Origin of the sequence: Moorena bouillonii PNG, assembly GCF_001942495.1 — a bacterium.
GTDB classification, from domain to species: domain Bacteria; phylum Cyanobacteriota; class Cyanobacteriia; order Cyanobacteriales; family Coleofasciculaceae; genus Moorena; species Moorena bouillonii.
This window is the reverse complement of record NZ_MKZS01000001.1, coordinates 2,668,022-2,686,259: the sequence shown is the minus strand read 5'-3', so window position 1 is coordinate 2,686,259 and position 18,238 is coordinate 2,668,022. Positions and strand designations below refer to the sequence as shown.

Genomic DNA, 18,238 nt, shown 5'->3' with positions numbered 1-18,238 from the left:
CTCCCCATCTCCCCATCTCCCCATCTCCCCATCTCCCCATCTCCCCACACTTCCCTCTCTCCCTGTTCCCTGTTCCCTGTTCCCTGTTCCCTCAACGACGAAATAAGCGTAAAATTATCCACATTACCAGAGTAGCGATCGCACCAGTGAGAATACTCCAGGCGAAAGCTGGTGTCAAGACAAAGATAGTATTATTATCAGGGGGTTGTTGTTTAACTAGGACAGTAGCGGTAATGCTACTAGTTGCTACTCCCACGCCAGCTAGAGCAATGCTTTGGTGTAAGCTGCGATTGCTCTGGGTTTGGTAAGTTTGGGTCATGCCATCTACTGTCCGAATCAGATTTTCGAGTAAGGTTAAACCAGACTTAAATCTGCCATGCTCCATCTCCACTTGTTGGAGATATTGGCTAGCTGCTAAATCCCTAAACTCTCCCAGAATGTGCCAATCACCCCGTTGATAAACCTGTTTTAATTTAGTTAATCGTTGTTGGTAATCTTCGATATTGGTTTTAATGGTTTGGGCTTGGGAATCGAGAATGCCTAAATTAGTAGCATAACGAGACAATAGGTTGAGATTATTGCTGAGTATTTCCCGTAACTTTACTGTATTTTGGGGTAACATACTGATTTGGGCAATACTAGTTTTAACTGAGACTAGATCAGCTTTCAGTTCTGCTAGAGGTTTGTTAATTTCACCATAAGCCCAAAGAATTTTGTTACGATAATACAATAGGTAAATTAAGTCTAGGTAAATACCAGTAATGGTGTCGATGACAGAATCAATAGATGGCTTTTTCGGAAACAACCAGATTAACAAATGATGGTTGTTTTTGATCGCTTCTGGCTCTGACCAATCGGCGGGAGGACGCCAAAATTCAAATAAAGTCCCCCCTAGCAATTTGCCTTGGGCTTGAAAGTCTCTTGACCAGTCGGGTTGAGACACCAGTTGTTTGTAGCATTCTAGGGCAATTTGTGTCGGGTCTTGATCACGGTCACACAGTTGACCCCACATGATCCAAGTTTGACCAATTGCTCCAGGTTGGTGATTGATGTGGGCAAGAATTTCCCCTTGGATGTTCTTAATATTTGTAATGGGTTGGGGTGAATGGTTGGATTGTCTGATACCATCAGCATAAACTCCGGAACAGTTGACCTGAAGGGCGTAAGTGTTACCAATTTGGATAGGGTAGTAGTAACCTTCCAAAGGACGCTCGAAATGCTTGACCACATCAGCACCCAATAGTTCCACCAACCTAGATTCTGAGCGCTCTGCCTGTTTGAGCTTAGCCAGTAAGGTGGGCTCTAGGATCAGGTCTGATTCATCACCCTCGGGATGACCATAGATTCTTTGCCAGAATCGTTCACGGTTGTGATCAATAATTTCCGGGTCTTGCCCTAGACCTTCCCGTAGATCGTAGAGGAATAGGTCAAGATTAGGGTATACTATTTTATTTAGGTCAGACATTGGCTTACCATTCTAAAGGTTGGTATACAGATAGTAAAACTCTTAACTATTCCAAAAGTTCTCACGAAGTGTAGCTATGCGCCATCCTACGGGGAAACAGCTAGCCTCTATGCTAGAAAAGAAAAGAATCATCTGGTATCAGGTAAGGTATTCCCGATTAAATTACCTATCGCTGGTATCCAAAAGCCTTAGCTCAGACTAGTGTTTGACTTTTGACCTTTGATTTTTGTCTTGCATATTAGGTTGCTCAAGCATAAACAGGAAAATGCATGAATCAGCTCAACAACGCCTTCACCCTATTCTTGAGTTTGTTGGTTGAAGCAACACCTTTTTTGCTACTGGGGGTGATTCTCTCCAGCTTATTGCTGTTTTTTGTGGATGAGCGCAAGCTAATTGCTAGTATGCCTCGCCACCCCTTTCTAGGAGCAGTCTTTGGTAGTTGTGTCGGCTTTTTGTTCCCAGTGTGTGAGTGTGGTAATGTGCCAGTGGCTAGGCGGTTGCTGAGCCAGGGAGCACCAGCACCAGTAGCAATTGGGTTTTTGCTCGCAGCCCCAACCATCAATCCTGTAGTAATTTGGTCAACTTGGGTAGCCTTTCGAGACCAGCCGGAAATCTGGGTATTGCGAATTTTATTTTCCTTAAGTATTTCCATCTTTATCGGCTGTGTCTTCAGTACTCAGAAAGACTTAGGCCCCCTACTGCAACGAGCAGTGTTTCGCTCTAGACCAAGGAAATTTGCTGAGGATAAGCCAGCATTACTACAATCAGGCTCATATTTACTCGGTCAATCTGGTACACCTTTGCCCTTAGACGCTAATGTCTTAAACACACCCGTTAGCCAGAACATAAATACTAAACCCTTATCTGATCGACTACAGCTCTTTGTCGAAAATGCTATACAAGAGTTTCGGGAGCTAGGCTCAATCCTAGTTTTAGGTAGTGCGATCGCAGCCATCATTCAAGTCGTTATCCCCCGTGATATTATCATTAGCCTCGGTCAAGGACCAGTGATGTCTATTTTGGCCATGATGCTATTGGCCGCTGTAGTATCCATCTGTTCCACCGTCGATGCATTTTTTGCCCTCGCCTTTGCCTCAACCTTCACCAGTGGCTCGTTGTTAGCATTTCTAATCTTCGGACCAATGATTGACATCAAAGCCATCGGTTTACTGTTATCTGTATTTAAAACCAAGTCAATCATTTACCTATTTCTAATAGCAGGGCAATTAACATTTTTATTAACTTTGTTTATTAATTTGTATGTTAGTTAGGGAGTAGGGAGTAGGGAGTAGGGAATTGGGAGTAGGGAGTAGGGAATTGGGAATCGGGAATCGGGAATCGGGAATCGGGAATCGGGAATCGGGAATCGGGAATCGGGAATCGGGAATCGGGAATCGGGAAAAATCCTGTGTACCTGATTAGCAAATGTTAATTATTAAGGATGAATTATTAAGGATTAATGGTGACGAGTAATTTTATTTTAAAAGAAGTGTTGAATCCAGTAATAAACGTTTCCCAAAATGTATTCCCCCGCCCCCGCCTCAAACTCTTAACCCCGACTCCCGACTCCCGAATCCCGACTCCCGAATCCCGACTCCCGACTCTAAATTATTAATTATAAATTNATCGGGAATCGGGAATCGGGAATCGGGAATCGGGAATCGGGAATCGGGAATCGGGAATCGGGAATCGGGAATCGGGAATCGGGAATCGGGAATCGGGAATCGGGAATCGGGAATCGGGAATCGGGAATCGGGAATCGGGAATCGGGAATCGGGAATCGGGAATCGGGAATCGGGAATCGGGAATCGGGAATCGGGAATCGGGAATCGGGAATCGGGAATCGGGAATCGGGAATCGGGAATCGGGAATCGGGAATCGTGAATCGGGAATCGGGAATCGGGAATCGGGAATCGGGAATCGGGAATCGGGAATCGGGAATCGGGAATCGGGAATCGGGAATCGGGAATCGGGAATCGGGAATCGGGAAAAATCCTGTGTACCTGATTAGCAAATGTTAATTATTAAGGATGAATTATTAAGGATTAATGGTGACGAGTAATTTTATTTTAAAAGAAGTGTTGAATCCAGTAATAAACGTTTCCCAAAATGTATTCCCCCGCCCCCGCCTCAAACTCTTAACCCCGACTCCCGACTCCCGAATCCCGACTCCCGAATCCCGACTCCCGACTCTAAATTATTAATTATAAATTATTAATTATAAATTATTAATTATAAATTTCCGACTCCCTAGAGGAAATTTTAAATCTTCCTAAAATCCATTAGCTTGTTAATGATGAATCCATCTAACCATTCAGGACGTTTGTCCAGAAAAAGTTCTTACAGAAGAAACTGGTCAATCCCTCTTTTAGAAGTAATTGCTTTAGCGTTATGGGGAGTTTTATTGTTGAAATCCTGGCTAACTGGTGAGTTAAGTTTGTTAATTCATCCCAATTACTTTAGCTTGGTAGTTATCACTGGTATAATTTTATTGTTAATATCCGGGTTGAGGTTATCCCAACTGCTGAAGTTAGAGCGTCAACACCGATTAGGTAAGGGAGTAACTAGGCCAGCTGTTCAACATACAACCTTATTTCCCCCTAGTTGGAGTAGTGGCTTCCTAATCGCTACGGCAATGGTTGGTTTAATCGTGACACCCAAAGCATTTACTAGCCAAACCGCCCTACACCGGGGTATAGCCGACTCCCCCACCATAACGCGATCGCAACCGCAATCCTTTCGCAGTGCTAGCAATCCTGAGAAGCGCACCCTAATTGAATGGATCAAGCTTTTGAATGTTTATCCTGAACCCGATGCCTATACCGGTCAAAAGGTAAAAGTCGATGGTTTTGTAGTCATTCCTCCTAATCTCCCTCCAGACCATCTCTTAATTTCCCGGTTTGTGATTACCTGTTGTGCTGCTGACGCTTATCCTTTAGGTTTGCCCGTAAAGCTAACTGAAAACCGTAATGATTATCCGTCTGATACTTGGATAGAGGTTGAAGGTAACATGATTACTGAAACCCTGGATGATAAACGCCAGCTGGTGATTGAAGCTAGTGGGATTAAGAAAATTCCTGAACCGGAAAATCCTTATTATTATTAGGGATCGGGAGTCGGGAATCGGGAATCGGATTTGTGAACATTGAATTTAAAATTTACCTAAATTCTCACCATCTGGCATTGCTGAATTAAGGAATGAATGCGCGATAATCTGGTTTGATTAAAGCCCCCTAAATCACCCAATTCTGGGGGACTTTAAGAGTTTTGTTCCCCCCAAAATTGGGGGGCTAGGGGGGCGAAACCATACCCAGAATCAGCAACGCCCCCGATCTCCCCATCTCCCCATCTCCCCACTACCTTTGCCCACACTTTCCAGAGAGCCGCCAAGACCCATCCGGTGTCACGGTAGTTGTTGGATTAGCGGTCAGAAAGATATTGCCTTCAGCATCAATCATGATGCCTTGAGCTTCTATAATCCGTTTTCGCTTAGGGGTAGTGGGGGGCTTAATGGGGGGATTCACAAATGCCGTACGGGAGCGATACCGTCCACGGGCAGAGGGGCGGCGTAGGTCTTCCCAAGGGCTATTGCTGCTGATTTCACCTGGGCGAGGGGGTAATCCTCCACGTCCAGTATTGATCAACCTACTGCCAGTGCTATTACCCGGTTGACAGCGCTGGTAAAGTTGATCATTGCCTGGTTCAGTGGGTAAGCTGTTTGGTTCGCGCTCCAGGAAGTCATTGGTAGTGTTGAGACTTACATCACCGTCTGTGCTACCAGTCGCATCTATATCATTGGTGCCATTATCTGGTAAAGCTGGGCGCTCTTGAATATCACCAAAGATGCTGAAGGCATTGATAATTATATTACCCCCTTGACCCATGGGAGCTTTAGCAATGATATCGCTACCATTAGGACTAGTTGCGGGAAAAGCAATCAAGAATGGATTATTATTAATCGTGATGTTACCTCCGGTAGCTTTTACACCGGAAGCCTGTGCGGAGATCAGACTTTCATTTTTGATCTGTATTAGGTCTGATATGTTTAGTGTGATATTCGCTCCATCTTCGCTTCTACTAAGTTTAGTTTGAGCTAAAAGTTTTCCCTTGTTAAGCAACAAGGAATTAGCTTTAATTTTCAGATTGCCTGCTAGCCCTTCCTCACTTCTGACTGTTATTATCCCTCCATCCTCAACCTTCAAGGAATCAATAGTATCGATTGTGATCCTACCGGCTTGACCAGTTGCTTGATCTCCTGCAGCGCTGGAAATGACTCCATCATTAACAGTTAGTGTATTAGTGGTTAACTCTATAGGTCCACCCTTACCATTGCCGTTCGTGCTAGCATCTAGCTTCGCACCATTAGTCACAGCCATGGAGTTAGCGTTAATTTTAATCTCACCACCGTTGCCCATTCCTGTTTCTAACACACGACTAAATACACCACTAGGACATATAGGAACCTTGCAAAGCTTGCCATCTTTCATCCTTACCTCATCAAAGATGACCTGATCCGCAATAATTTTGACGTTACCCCCATCTCCTTTCCCTTCTGTCTGAGACATAATGGCACCACCATTGGTCAGGAAAAGTGACCCAGTTTCTATCAAGACCTTGCCGCCATTGCCATTTCCCTCTTTGTTAACCCTACTTAGGATAGAGTTAGGGCCTCTGTCGAAGGTGACTGTTTCTGTAGCAATAATCGTTACCGAACCGGCATTCCCTTGCCCTTGAGTGTTGGATTGGAGCGAACCATTAGTTAACGAAACCGACCTAGCCTCGATCCTGATGTTGCCAGCTTTACCTTCACCTTTGTTCTCGATACTAGTTATAGCAGTACCACTACTATCTTCATTCTTGGTGCGAAAGGAAACTTGATCACGGGCAACAATTTTAATATCCCCCGAGTTACCCACTGACTTCTGCCCCTTAGTCTGTCGATCTCCAACTCTGACTTGCAGTTGAGCGCCATCAATTAGAAACAAGGAACCTGTGGTAATAAAAATACCACCACTGTTACCCCTAGCCCCTTCTCTGATAATATTGACTGGACCGGTTGCTCGATTAGATATATTCTTATTATTTGGTGATTTGTTTACGAATCGCTCAAAGGTCACTGTCTCATCAGCAACAATGGTAATTTTCCCGGCATCTGCTTGACCAAACGTACTCGTTTCGATCTGAGCACCATTTTTGGCATAGAGGGAGCCAGTATCGATAGTAATATCCCCACCCTTTTTGTTGCCAAAGGTGTTGCTAATAATGAAACTTTTGTCAAGGGATATTTGACCATTTGTAATTAAGGTAATATCCCCTGCTTGCCCAGAAGCGGAAGAAGCATCAATGCGATCGCTTATATCAATCCCCCCGCGATAATCAATATAGACCGAGCCACCATTCCCTGAAAACCTCTTGTTACTCTGATCTACCTCAAGCTTATTATTGACTACTTTGGCTACGGTACCGTCACCAGTCAGAAGCTTACTAATTTTCAGGGTGTCACTTACTAACGATGGGTTAGCTTGATACTGATTGGTTAACAATACCAGTCCATTCGGTGCTTTAATCTCAATCTTGCCAATTTCGATATTTGCACTAGTAGCAGCACTGCCAAAATTAGGGACAAGGTTACCACTATCGGTATTTCCTGGAAAACCGCCGAGTAATGTCCAATCTATACCAGCCCGGATATCTAAGGTAGGTTGGTTACTGCCATCTATTACTACAGACGTTGCTGCTTCGTCCGACAAGGTCACATTAGCCAGACTCGCTAAGAACGGATTGGAGTTATCAGGGCTAATCGTATTATCTCCGGTATCGGTAGAGTTAATTTCGATGTCACCAACTCTAACACTCCCTCCTGCCAAAATATGCAGTGATGCTCCGGTATAGTTTCCTAAACTGACATCCCCATTGGCCAGAATTATCGGATCATTGGGACTGATGAAATTCCCTGGGTTACCATCCAACTGCTCAATGGTGATATTTCCGCCAACGGTATAGTTAGTATCTCCTGTGATCGGATTATGCGATCGCAACCGTAAATCGGAACCAGCAAATAAACCACTTAGGACATGGTTCTTTGCTGCAATAGTAATTGACTGATTACCCTGGATTACCAGCAAACCACCGGCATTGGCCACAAAGGGTTGCGCTACACTATCGGTGATGTTGACTGTATCTTCTGCCAACAGAGTCAAATTCCGACCAGCATCCAGTTGACCCTGTAAATCCAGATTGCCAGCGGCTAGGGTCAAGTCTTTTCCAGCAGCTAAATTCCCAGCATTTGTAATTGTTGTCCTCGGGTCATATTTCCCATACTGCAATCCTGGAGTAATATTAATCGTTAACAGTGGTGGGGCTTGTGGAGATGTGGCACTAAACTCGACCCCATCACCAAATACCAGACTATTGGCAGTAGACGCAAAAAACGAACCAGCTACATCTAATCTGGCGTTCGGTCCAAATACCATACCATTGGGATTGAGCAAAAACAGATTTGCTGCACCATCTACTCCCAAAGTGCCTAGAATATTGGATAGATTCCCACCGGTTACCCGTGTTAGAATATTTTCGATCCCAGAAGGATTAGCAAAATAAACCCGTTGCAGTTCCCCAACATTAAATTCCTGGAAACTGTGAAATAGGTTAGCCCCTCGTGTTGCGCCACCTTCGATCTTATCGGCTATTTCTCCTCGGACAGTGGTATTAGGTATCACCACAGACCCTTCTGCACCCAATGTCTGATCCGGAACTATGTCAGCCAAGGCATAGTCGGCCAAAAGACAGTTTCCCGAAATACCTACAGTTACCCCACCCAGAGTGAGCGACATTGCTGTAGCCCAGCCTCCGGTCAGGGTGAGCAATCGCTTTCCTGCACCCATATTCAGTTCAAGTTATTTTTTGCGTTCGCTTTTAGCGGCTCCTAGGTCGCATCGCGTTAGGGTAATTCTATCAGTTCTTGCTTATTCCCGATTCCCGATTCCCGATTCCCGATTCCCGTTCCCTATAAATCCCGGCAAGAGAAATAGTGATACCAAGGCTTGGGTGGGCTAGTGGTATCGGTAGGGAAAGAGGTGAGAATGATCGTACCATCGGGACCGGTCATCCAGCCTTGAGCTTCTACAATCCTTTTGCGCTGAGACTTCTGTGGCACAGAATTCTGTTCGGTGGAGGGAGGGTTACTGTCATTGTTATCAATTTCAGTAACGGTTTCATTATCTAGAGTCACCCAATCAGCAATAATGGTTCGACCGATAATCGGGTCGAGGGGACTGGGCGGAATGCCACCGCGTCCAGTAACAATAAATTCACCAAGTTCATCGACTGAGATTTTCCCACTTCTCGGACAGCTAGCAACAATGAGTGATGATGGGTCAGTTAAATTAATTGGTAGTTGATCTAATCCCCGAGAGGGGTCAAGATTGCCCGTTTTGATGGTAACTATTCCTGGACCAGACTCAGAACTAGCATCGATATCATTAGTGCGATTTTTGTCCACCGCTTGACGCTCCTCAATCAGACGGACATCTTCGGCATCAATGGTGATTTCACCACCTTTTCCCTGTTGAGCTTTGGCAATGATATCGCTACCATCAGGACCAGTTGGGGGAAAGGCAATTAAGAGAGTGTAGCTAGTGTGAGGAGTTTGGGAGTTTTATTAGAATTTCTGCCTAATTTCATACATTGAGATGCACCCAATCCCAATATCCCATTCCAAGCTATCAAAAACCAGAAGAATTTTTAATTTTTAATTTTTAATTATGCCCAGGGGGACTAATCAATCACCCAAAAACCCTTTTTACGCCAATATTGTTCCAACAGTGCTTGCTCCAAATCCTGAGATTCAATCAATTCTTTAGTTACCAAAATTTCTCCTAATTTGATACCAGTTAAAGACTGAATTTCAAGGGCTGTATTGAGTTGAATATGAGAAATAAGTCGTTTACGGACTAGAATTTTACCAAGTTGCATGACTGGGTGCTTTTGTATCAATTAATAATCGAACATTGGTCATTATTCAATTTCCAATTAACTTTGGAAAAATCAAAAAAGACCAATAACATTTGACAAATGATTGTTAAATGAGTTAATCAATAGATGCCCTTGGCTAGCCTCGCCAATCCTGCATAGTCTTTGAACAACCCATTACTTAATCAGGCGCTTTGTAAAAATTTATGAAAAAGGCAAGAGTAACAATTCAGTAATTCTGTAGTGACCCTATCTGTATGGTGCGTTATTAAAGTAACCTACTACTTGTAGCGTTTAGTGCCCAGTTTTGTGTCAGTCCTGAACCGGAAAGCGCACCTGTAGTTAACTTTTGCCTCTTGCCTCTTGCCAATGCCATTGCCCCTAGCCCTATACCATTCACTAGACTTCTTGCAGAAGTCGGGAACAGGGAACAGGGAACAGGGAACAGTGGACAAGAATTTACGTAAACACTATCAGAAAAATACTTTTGCAAGAGGTCTACTACACAGGCTTGAGTTGATCACCGTAAGTGAAGGTCGTGAATTTTGGCTATTATCTTGTGATAATCTTCCGTTTTACCCTTTTTTTGATAAATTTCTGCTGATTTTTGAAAATTTGCTAGGGCTTCTTGATGCTTACCTAATTCTCGAAGGCACATCCCACGGTTGTCATAGGCAGCAGCATGGTTGGGGTCAATCTCAATCGCTTCATTCAATTCCAGAATGGCTGCTTGAAATCTGCCCACCAGTACATGGCTAATTCCTCTAAAGTAGTAAAAATTAGCACTTTGAGCATTGGTTTCTTTTGGCTGCTGACGTGGCTTAAAAATTCCCATTGGCTTATCCATTGCTACTTCAATTAGTAGGTAGCTACAAACTACTCAGGAGCTACCGATTTAGATGTTATTGACCAATCCCCAAAATCCCGGCTTTTGGGCATATAAAGATGAGGTTTGAGTCTGGCGTAGTCTGTCTTTGAATACTGGTTTACTGAAAAATCTTGGGCTTTGCTATCAAACCCGCCATAGATTTAAGTCCACAGCTCATAGCTAAGGTCGGTTTCAACCGACTCCAACCCTTTATCCCTAGCGGGATAGCAGCGACACCATAGTTTGTAGGAGTTTTGTCAGTCAATCAGCTCTGAATAACACGTGAATAACAATAGAGGTAATAACCTCTATTACAATTAACGACCAATACGACATACTATCAGGGTAGAGTAACCAATCCCCACGGCACTTATGCCAGGGGCTTTTAGTAGCCCTGTACAATATCTGTTAGAGAACAGGATAAGTACGAACCTCCGGGCAGGGTTACGCTCTGCCCCAATAATTTAATCATCATAGAACCGTTAAAGTCAGCATCCCCATTCCATCCACAGGCACCACATTTGTAGCGCTTTCGAGACCTGTAAGATTTACCCTTAATTGGATGGATGTGTAGGCATTGATGGCATGTCTGGGAAGTATAACGAGGATTAACAAAGATAACTTTTACTCCAGCCTCTAAAGCCTTATATTGTATAAATTCGCGAAGTTGATAGAATGCCCAATTGTTGGATCTTCTTTTTTCAGTTTTAGATCTTGGCTGGAGGTTTGTTCTTTCCCTGATACCTGTCAAATCCTCCAAGGCAATCACTGCCCCTTGAGATTTTGCCGATTCTACGATGGCCTTACTTACATTGTGGTTGACCCAAGTCTGAAAACGTCTTTCTTTACCTGATAGCCGTTTCTGAAGTTGGCGACATTTGCGCCTACTACTTCTTGTGCCCTTCGAGGCTTTGTGCTGAATTTGTTTCCTGACCCTAGCAAATTTGTCTCTAATCTCGTTTACCTGCTTACCAGAAAAACTGTGGTTTTCGCTGGTAACAGCAATATCTGTGCGACCTAAGTCTACCCCAATTACTTTTTTCGTTTTTTGGGGTTTAGGAGCCTTATTTTTTATTTGAATATGGATGTAATATTGACCATCACGATGCTTGCATAACTGAGCCGATGTAGGTTTTCTCCCTTTGAGTTTGCCAATTTGATAATTCCCAATCTCCAAAAGGAATCTCTCTCTACCACCCACTAAAGTTAAGCTAACAGTTTGCTCTTTTTCCCTGTAGCTAAAAATCCTTGAATCATAATCAGCACTAGTGGGACTGAATTTTGATACAGGCTTGTTTTTGTGTTTAGCAGTTTTTCTGTTTGCAGCCACACGTCCACAAACTCTTACTGCTAAATTGGCGCTTAAGTCATAGGTTTCTCTAATGTATTGATAAACCTGAGCTTGTATGGCGTTTTTACTGGTTATGGACGGCTTAACAGCATTATTGGTATAGGTACAAGCATCCGCAAACCCTTCGAGTGTCGCCTCAATTTTATCGGCTTGTTCAGGGGTCGGTTGAATCTTGCAAACTATTGTTAATACTGTGTTTACCATCTCCATCACTTCAAAGGTGACTATATATTTTATTCTACACCAAGATTCTGGATATTCCCGAAGATCTCGCCGCCAACCTCAAGGGTATTGAACCCTTGACCAAAGGTCACGCTGCGCGAACGGTTGGCTCTGGGGGATTATCCCTTCCTATACCTAAAGGCAAGAGCTTCTCATCCCCCGAACCCCCTTTTCTCGGTGAACAGAGAAAAAAGTAATAAGAATAACAAAGAAAAGAAAACGACCGCACAATCCAAGGGAGTTATAAGCTAGACAGATAGCAAGTTCAATGCTGTAAGGACCCATGCCACCCAATATAACAGTTCTCAATTGGGTTCGGGAATCGGGAATTGGGAATCGGGAATTGGGAATCGGGAATCGGTAAAAAATCCAGTGTACCTGATTATTCAGCTTTGGGTAGAAATGGGGATTTTAAGTAATTACAGTCCAAAAGCTAATCGTTCCAGCATGAAGAGTACCCACAAGGGTACCGTCAAAACCTGAAAAAGGGACGAAACTAGAGGAAGTTGATTCAAGCTTGTTAATTGGAGATTTATCAACGACAGCAATGTCAGGATTGAGCCTAAGTCTAACGGGCTAGTTGAAAAGCTACCCTTGCCAGCTATCAGCTGTTGATAGCTGAATACTTACTAATCCTTACGAGGATCCCTTCAATCACTAAGTCAATCACTAAGTTAATTACTAACTAATCTGAGGAAAATAGAAATGAAAGAGTTCAACACATTAAGCCTAATGCTAATTATTTATCTAGTTATTTTTGTTAGTATTAGCCCTAGAGAAGCCAACAATTTTGTTCAATTTATCAATGAAGCCTGGTAATTGGTAATTGGCAGAAATGTTGCCTAGGGAACAGGGGCAAGAGTGTGGCGATAGCGGGAAGATGGGGACTTAAGAGTGTTCGTGGGTAAGTCCTGTGGGAGAGCCACCTGGTCTGGTATTGAAAATTTGCTGCATAATTCTTGGTGGTTAGCCAGATAAGTGTATAGATACTTAAAAATCGGCTATTAGCCCTCAGCATTTAGCAGGTAGTGCCTTAGCTAAATGCTTACAAATTTTGAAACATATTTGCCCCTTAATAAGGGGTTATTCCTGTTGAATAAAAACCTATAATTTGGCACTTAATAAAATCGCCAACTGCTATATGTTCTCCCGCAATCTCGCCTTGATCATTGGCATCAATAACTACACAAACGGCATTTCCCCCCTGAATACCGCCGTAAACCCAAAAAACTAGTAGAAATTCTCCGCACCAAGCATGATTACCAAGTCTGGGTATGCCTAGACGAAGTAGCAACTCTGTCTAACTTCCACAAATTTTTATTTCATACTTTACCAGAACAAGTCACTAAAAATGACCGCTTATTATTTTACTTTGCTGGTCATGGAGTCGCTCTCAATGGGGATGATGGCCCGGCGGGTTACTTAATTCCTCAAGATGCTTTACTGGGGGATACTAATAGTTATCTGCCCATGACCAAGTTACACGATGCTTTAAGTCAATTACCCTGTCGTCATTTCTTGGGTATCCTCGACTGCTGTTTTGCTGGTGCTTTTAAATGGTCGAATACGAGGGATTTATTAACCTCGCCAGAAGTTATTCACCAAGAGCGTTATGACCGTTTTATTACTGACCCAGCCTGGCAAATTATTACTTCCTCAGCCTCGGACCAAAAAGCCCTCGATAACTTTTATTTAGATAGCGAACGCGGTCAAGTCGGCAATCATTCCCCTTTTGCGGCGGCATTATTAGAAGCCCTCGAAGGTGCAGCAGATATCTATCCTCCAGCTACGAATGGCAAACCCGCTGGAGATGGGGTAATTACAGCCACCGAATTATATTTGTATTTACGGGATCGAGTCGAAATACCCACAGAAAAATGCCGGATACGACAAACCCCTGGTATTTGGTGTTTAAATAAGCACGATAAGGGAGAATATATCTTTCTTTCTCCGGGACATGAACTTAATTTACCACCAGCACCACCATTGGATGAGTCACAAAATCCCTATCGGGGTTTAAAGTCCTTTGACGAGAAACACAGTTCACTGTTTTTCGGTAGAACATTACTAGTAGAAAAGTTAGAAGATTTTGTCAAAGCTAATCCCCTAACAGTGGTGTTGGGTGCTTCCGGTTCCGGTAAATCTAGCTTGGTCAAGGCCGGATTAATTCCCAAACTACGGCAAGATAATACCGAGAAATGGTGTATTTTGCCACCCATCCGTCCTGGTGAGACGCCCTTGCCAGCTTTAAATAATGCTTTAAAAAATACCCAATTACCAGAGGTAGCAGCCCAAAACCCCGAGCAGAACCTGGCTGATAGCATTAATGTTTGGGCGAAAGATAACCCCAATTCTAAGTTATTACTGTTTATTGACCAAAGCGAAGAAATTATTACACTCTGTCAAAACTTAGATGAGCGTAAGGAATTTTTCCAACAGATACTCACAGCCATAAATGGCCATCGGGATAAATTACGGGTAGTATTAACCCTACGTTCTGACTTTGAAGCCCAAGTCAGGGATGCTGGCTTAAAGTTTGTTCCCACAGACTATAATGTGGGACAAACTGTGCTTCAAAAGGGTTGGCACAGCAGACGATTTATTGTACCAGGGATGACACGAGGGGAACTCAAGGAAGCGATTGAGAAACCCGCAGAAATACGGGTAATGTATTTTCAACCCCACGAACTTGTAGAAGAATTGATTAATGAAGTGGCGGATATGCCCGGAGCATTGCCCCTGCTTTCTTTTGCCTTGAGCGAACTTTATCTGAAGTATTTAAAACGACAACGGGAGGCACAATATAGAGGAATCACTATTGACCGGGCCTTGACTCAAGCCGATTATATTGAATTGGGGGGAGTAATGCGATCGCTAACTCAAAGAGCAGATCTTGAATATCAGGCGCTAGTTAATGAAAACCCTGCTTATGACCAAGTGATCCGTCATGTAATGCTGCGGATGGTCGCCCTGACTGGGGGTGAGTTAGCCCGTAGGCGCGTACTTTTATCGGAACTAGAATATCCGGGAGAGAAAAATGGTTTAGTGAAGGAAGTAATTGAGCGCTTTACCAATGCAAGGTTATTGGTGAAAGGAGAAGATACTGTACGGAATCTTTATGTAGAACCAGCCCATGATGCTTTAGTACGGGGTTGGCAAAAGCTGCTGGAGTGGAAACAAAAAGAGGAGGAAAATTTACTTCTACAACGGCGGTTGACTCCTGCGGCGGTGGAGTGGAACAGCCAGCAACAGGCAAAGTTTCTTTGGCATGCTAACCCTCGTCTTGATTTGTTGAAAAAGGTACTCAATTCTGANTTTAGAGGAGGAAAATTTACTTCTACAACGGCGGTTGACTCCTGCAGCCCAGGAGTGGAAAAGCCAGCAACAGGCAAAGTTTCTTTGGCATGCTAACCCTCGTCTTGATTTGTTGAAAAAGGTACTCAATTCTGAGGACAACTGGCTGAACCAAGTAGAAGCTGAGTTTGTAGAGCGTAGCGTCAAGCGAAAAAACTTTAATACTCGTCGGAATTGGGGTGTTGCGATCGCAGTTATGCTGGGATTAGGTACAGGTTTAGTATTCTCCTTAATTGGTCAGAGAGATGCCCTGATCGGTCAAATTAAGGCTGATCGGCAAGCCGCTGAAGGAAACTTACCACATTTAGAAGCTTCGCTTGCCAGTTTACGGGCAGCGAAATCTCTTAAAGATTGGCCGGGATACTTATCTTTATTCAAGCCAGACCCTAAGCTAAAAATACAAGTTACAAAAACACTGCACAAGGTGGCTTATGGAGTAAGAGAACGGAATCGCCTGGAAAAACATCAAGGCACAGTCATCGGTCTTGGTATTAGCCCCGATCACAGCAGAATCGCTAGCGTTGACACTACAGGATTGATCTGCTTGTGGGACAGGTCAGGCAAACTTCTGAATCATGATTGTTTCCAAGGGCCTGAAGGCTGGGTTCTAAGTGTCAGTTTTAACCCTGATGTCAGTTCACTGGCTACCATTACTGCCAGTGTGGATTCTGATGGAGGTATGGGAGCAGATAGCATTGTTACCTTGGGTTTATGGGACTTAGAAACTCAACAGCAGGTTGAGCTAAACCAAGGTCTTAGAGGCTGGGCGTGGGAGGTTAGCTTTAGCAAGGATGGCGAGCAACTGGCTAGTAAGGACGGCTCTGATCGTGTTAGCTGGTGGAACTTATTGGGTGAACAAATATCCGAAAACCAATTTAAAGGAGAACCGCAATTCTCGATGCTAGATAAAATTTATAGCAGTGATGGTAAGACCGCCACTTTTCCAGAACATAAAAGGTTTCCTTCTTCTTATAAAAACACATTAGTTTTAGATAACCCGTCTGAGCCTTCTGATATTACAATCGAAACCAATCACACTTGGATAGAAATAGCGGTTTTCAGCCCTGATGGTCAGCAGTTGATTACCGCAGGTAGAGATGGCATCATCCGTATTTGGGACTTTAAAGCTAATGAAGTTACTGATCCGAGTGATACTCCTAAAGTATCCTACTCGAGTGATGAAGTTAGTTTAGACAGCTTAGACACTACTTTATTCTCGGGATGTCACTCTCGTATAATCGATCAGGTAATTTCTAGCCCTAATAGAAAGTTGGTGGCTACTTCTGCCACAGATGGCAACGTCTGTTTGTGGGACTCAGATTACAATGAGTTAGCCAAATTCAAAGGATATGCAAACGGGGCAATGGATGTCCGTTTTAGTCCTGATGGCAAATTACTTGCAACTGCTGGATTAGATCGTATCGCTAAGTTATGGGATGTAGAGACCAAGGAGCAGGTGGCAGAATTCAACGCACAGGAAAAATATCGGGTCTTGGATCTCAATTTTAGCCGCGATGGTAAGCAACTGGCTATGGTTGACAACGATCAAATAGTGAGGTTATGGAAGATTGAATCATTCGATGATCTGATGGTGCGGGGTTGCAATTGGGTGCGTGACTATTTGGAGAATAACCCCAATATTGAGGAAAGCGATCGCCATCTCTGCGACAATGTTAACAAGTAGTTACAAAAGTTAAAAGTTTTGGTAGCCACTTCAGCCTCACTAACCCACGATTAGGTTTTTTGCAATTGGCTCATCTTTCTAATTGTCTAAGAATTTGCGTTCGCGTAGCGTGACCAAAGGTCAATCGCTTTCTCAAAACTGTTGGTACATAAATGCGTTCGCGTAGCGTGACCAAAGGTCAATCGCTTTATGAAAACTATTGGTATACAATAGCGATCGCCTCTTTCAATTTTGAAGGGAATTACTCGACATGGATGAAACGCGGATTGAGCGCTAAACTTAAGCTATTGCGGGAAATAACAAAAATGACACCAATTGAATTAAAACAAAAAGCCTATTATGCCTTAGTTAAGGAATTAGGGCAAGTTGATGCAATTCGTTTTTTACAAGATTTAGGATGGGGTTTTGGTGATTATACTCAAGAACGTCAACAGTCTCTAAAAAATGTGACAAGATCTGATTTTTGGCAAGACATTCAAGAAATTAGAGCCAAAAAAGACCTTGAAAATCAATGATTCTGTTGTAGCCAGCGATCGCCTGATAAAAACTCCTCAATCCGTTCCTCTGTATACATCTCAATCGGATACACTCCCGCAGGACGCAGTAGAATTCCACCATCAGCAGTAGTCTCTACCAGTAGCATAGTTTCACCCTCCAACCCTAGACGCTTGAGAATTGCTTTGGGAATAGAGAGTTAACCTTTTTTTCCTAGCTTGATGACTTCCATAATTCCAAATAACCATAATCCGGCAAACCGGACTTTAAGTAAATAGTAATCGATCAGGCTTAAAGCGTGCTCGTTTGGTTACATCACCAGAGAAAAGGACATACGAGGAGAACAATGACTATTAATAATCAACAGGATCAGGATCTGCTAGATCAATACGATTTCAGCAAAGGCATACGTGGTAAATATGCTCAGAGATATAGGGAAAGTAGCAACATTGTTAAGTTGGATGACGATGTTGCTGAAATGTTTCCAGATGAAAAATCAGTTAATGATGCACTGCGGGCTTTAGCTAATATTATTTCCATCAACACTTAGCGGGAGCAGCATGAAAAAGAAGCGTACGCTAACTTAGTTGATCTTGGTTGAGAAGTAGTGTGCTAAACGTAGCTATTTCTGTAGGGCTGATCGCTTTTAGCGGAAGCTGAGGCCTTTGGCCACGCTTTGCGTTCGCGTAGCGTCGGCTTTGCCGAAACGCTTCCGGAGCGTAGCGTGGCCGTAGGCCAATCGCACCCAAAGCTAAACTTACGAGTCGGATTTGCTATCAGCAACAGATAGTGAACGCATCCATTCATCCAAATCGTCGGGTTTCGTAA

Annotated in this window: 17 protein-coding genes and 1 pseudogene; 8 read left to right on the top strand and 10 right to left on the bottom strand. The window is 43.4% G+C overall.

Annotated elements, in window-relative coordinates:
- Positions 1–91 precede the first annotated feature (91 nt).
- Positions 92–1,465 (bottom strand): hypothetical protein, encoded by a 1,374-nt coding sequence (locus BJP37_RS10995; protein ID WP_075898788.1) that lies wholly within the window; start codon positions 1,463–1,465, stop codon positions 92–94.
- Positions 1,466–1,734: 269 nt separating this feature from the next.
- Here BJP37_RS10995 and BJP37_RS10990 point away from each other — a divergent pair, with 269 nt between their 5' ends.
- Entirely contained in the window at positions 1,735–2,736 is a 1,002-nt protein-coding gene (locus BJP37_RS10990) for a permease (protein ID WP_075898786.1), read from the top strand.
- Here BJP37_RS10990 and BJP37_RS38945 read toward each other — a convergent pair.
- Positions 2,729–2,890 (bottom strand): hypothetical protein, encoded by a 162-nt coding sequence (locus tag BJP37_RS38945; RefSeq protein WP_158069526.1) that lies wholly within the window; start codon positions 2,888–2,890, stop codon positions 2,729–2,731. The genes BJP37_RS10990 and BJP37_RS38945 overlap by 8 nt on opposite strands.
- Before the next feature lie 37 nt (positions 2,891–2,927).
- Here BJP37_RS38945 and BJP37_RS38940 point away from each other — a divergent pair, with 37 nt between their 5' ends.
- The 3 genes from BJP37_RS38940 (at position 2,928) to BJP37_RS10980 (ending at position 4,571) form a co-directional block, all read left to right on the top strand.
- On the top strand, positions 2,928–3,080 hold the full coding sequence (locus BJP37_RS38940; protein ID WP_158069524.1) for a hypothetical protein: 153 nt from the start codon (positions 2,928–2,930) through the stop codon (positions 3,078–3,080).
- A 436-nt stretch (positions 3,081–3,516) separates the two neighbouring features.
- Positions 3,517–3,669: a hypothetical protein gene (locus BJP37_RS38930; RefSeq protein WP_158069524.1), complete on the top strand. Its 153-nt coding sequence runs from the start codon at positions 3,517–3,519 to the stop codon at positions 3,667–3,669.
- A gap of 89 nt (positions 3,670–3,758) precedes the next feature.
- Complete coding sequence (locus BJP37_RS10980) at positions 3,759–4,571, top strand: TIGR03943 family putative permease subunit (RefSeq protein ID WP_229415268.1); 813 nt, start codon at positions 3,759–3,761, stop codon at positions 4,569–4,571.
- A 250-nt stretch (positions 4,572–4,821) separates the two neighbouring features.
- On the opposite strand, the gene BJP37_RS42385 is transcribed toward BJP37_RS10980, so the two are convergent.
- The 6 genes from BJP37_RS42385 to BJP37_RS10955 all read right to left on the bottom strand — a co-directional run bounded on the left by BJP37_RS42385 (position 4,822) and on the right by BJP37_RS10955 (position 11,865).
- The gene (locus BJP37_RS42385) at positions 4,822–8,349 is read right to left on the bottom strand and encodes a two-partner secretion domain-containing protein (protein WP_075898784.1); all 3,528 of its coding nucleotides are present in this window, start codon (positions 8,347–8,349) and stop codon (positions 4,822–4,824) included.
- 122 nt (positions 8,350–8,471) lie between these two features.
- Positions 8,472–8,966 carry an S-layer family protein gene (locus BJP37_RS10970; RefSeq protein WP_075898782.1) on the bottom strand — a complete coding sequence of 165 codons (495 nt, stop codon included), beginning with the start codon at positions 8,964–8,966 and terminating at the stop codon, positions 8,472–8,474.
- A 275-nt stretch (positions 8,967–9,241) separates the two neighbouring features.
- On the bottom strand, positions 9,242–9,439 hold the full coding sequence (locus BJP37_RS10965; protein WP_070391763.1) for a cyclic di-GMP-binding domain-containing protein, MshE-related: 198 nt from the start codon (positions 9,437–9,439) through the stop codon (positions 9,242–9,244).
- A 265-nt stretch (positions 9,440–9,704) separates the two neighbouring features.
- Positions 9,705–9,929, bottom strand: coding sequence for a hypothetical protein (locus tag BJP37_RS36230; protein ID WP_143727565.1), 225 nt, complete (start codon positions 9,927–9,929; stop codon positions 9,705–9,707).
- 27 nt (positions 9,930–9,956) lie between these two features.
- Positions 9,957–10,283, bottom strand: a complete 327-nt coding sequence (locus BJP37_RS10960) for a tetratricopeptide repeat protein (protein WP_081431141.1) — start codon at positions 10,281–10,283, stop codon at positions 9,957–9,959.
- Positions 10,284–10,689: 406 nt separating this feature from the next.
- Complete coding sequence (locus tag BJP37_RS10955) at positions 10,690–11,865, bottom strand: RNA-guided endonuclease InsQ/TnpB family protein (RefSeq protein ID WP_075898778.1); 1,176 nt, start codon at positions 11,863–11,865, stop codon at positions 10,690–10,692.
- A gap of 1,153 nt (positions 11,866–13,018) precedes the next feature.
- Between BJP37_RS10955 and BJP37_RS10950 the strand changes: the two are divergent.
- From BJP37_RS10950 to BJP37_RS44935, 3 genes and pseudogenes are all read left to right on the top strand, one after another.
- Positions 13,019–15,180 (top strand): annotated as a pseudogene (locus BJP37_RS10950) (nSTAND1 domain-containing NTPase); the annotation flags it as partial.
- A gap of 46 nt (positions 15,181–15,226) precedes the next feature.
- Positions 15,227–16,915 carry a WD40 repeat domain-containing protein gene (locus BJP37_RS10945; protein ID WP_075898776.1) on the top strand — a complete coding sequence of 563 codons (1,689 nt, stop codon included), beginning with the start codon at positions 15,227–15,229 and terminating at the stop codon, positions 16,913–16,915.
- 305 nt (positions 16,916–17,220) lie between these two features.
- Complete coding sequence (locus BJP37_RS44935; RefSeq protein ID WP_075905971.1) at positions 17,221–17,430, top strand: hypothetical protein; 210 nt, start codon at positions 17,221–17,223, stop codon at positions 17,428–17,430.
- Here BJP37_RS44935 and BJP37_RS43455 read toward each other — a convergent pair.
- Entirely contained in the window at positions 17,424–17,558 is a 135-nt protein-coding gene (locus BJP37_RS43455; RefSeq protein ID WP_269086981.1) for a hypothetical protein, read from the bottom strand. The genes BJP37_RS44935 and BJP37_RS43455 overlap by 7 nt on opposite strands.
- Positions 17,559–17,756: 198 nt before the next feature.
- On the opposite strand from BJP37_RS43455, the gene BJP37_RS10930 reads away from it, so the two are divergent.
- Positions 17,757–17,960 carry a hypothetical protein gene (locus BJP37_RS10930; RefSeq protein WP_075898774.1) on the top strand — a complete coding sequence of 68 codons (204 nt, stop codon included), beginning with the start codon at positions 17,757–17,759 and terminating at the stop codon, positions 17,958–17,960.
- A gap of 62 nt (positions 17,961–18,022) precedes the next feature.
- Here the strand turns inward: BJP37_RS10930 and BJP37_RS36225 are convergent.
- On the bottom strand, positions 18,023–18,238 hold a 216-nt coding region (locus tag BJP37_RS36225; protein WP_214607752.1), incomplete at its 5' end, for a hypothetical protein.

What these genes read in the sequence shown, in the direction of transcription:
- BJP37_RS10995 (WP_075898788.1), bottom strand. Translation starts at nt 1,465, where the DNA reads ATGTCTGACCTAAATAAAATAGTATACCCTAATCTTGACCTATTCCTC.
- BJP37_RS10990 (WP_075898786.1), top strand. Translation starts at nt 1,735, where the DNA reads ATGAATCAGCTCAACAACGCCTTCACCCTATTCTTGAGTTTGTTGGTT.
- BJP37_RS10980 (WP_229415268.1), top strand. Translation starts at nt 3,759, where the DNA reads ATGATGAATCCATCTAACCATTCAGGACGTTTGTCCAGAAAAAGTTCT.
- BJP37_RS42385 (WP_075898784.1), bottom strand. Translation starts at nt 8,349, where the DNA reads ATGGGTGCAGGAAAGCGATTGCTCACCCTGACCGGAGGCTGGGCTACA.
- BJP37_RS10965 (WP_070391763.1), bottom strand. Translation starts at nt 9,439, where the DNA reads ATGCAACTTGGTAAAATTCTAGTCCGTAAACGACTTATTTCTCATATT.
- BJP37_RS10960 (WP_081431141.1), bottom strand. Translation starts at nt 10,283, where the DNA reads ATGGATAAGCCAATGGGAATTTTTAAGCCACGTCAGCAGCCAAAAGAA.
- BJP37_RS10955 (WP_075898778.1), bottom strand. Translation starts at nt 11,865, where the DNA reads ATGGAGATGGTAAACACAGTATTAACAATAGTTTGCAAGATTCAACCG.
- BJP37_RS44935 (WP_075905971.1), top strand. Translation starts at nt 17,221, where the DNA reads ATGACACCAATTGAATTAAAACAAAAAGCCTATTATGCCTTAGTTAAG.
- BJP37_RS43455 (WP_269086981.1), bottom strand. Translation starts at nt 17,558, where the DNA reads ATGCTACTGGTAGAGACTACTGCTGATGGTGGAATTCTACTGCGTCCT.
- BJP37_RS10930 (WP_075898774.1), top strand. Translation starts at nt 17,757, where the DNA reads ATGACTATTAATAATCAACAGGATCAGGATCTGCTAGATCAATACGAT.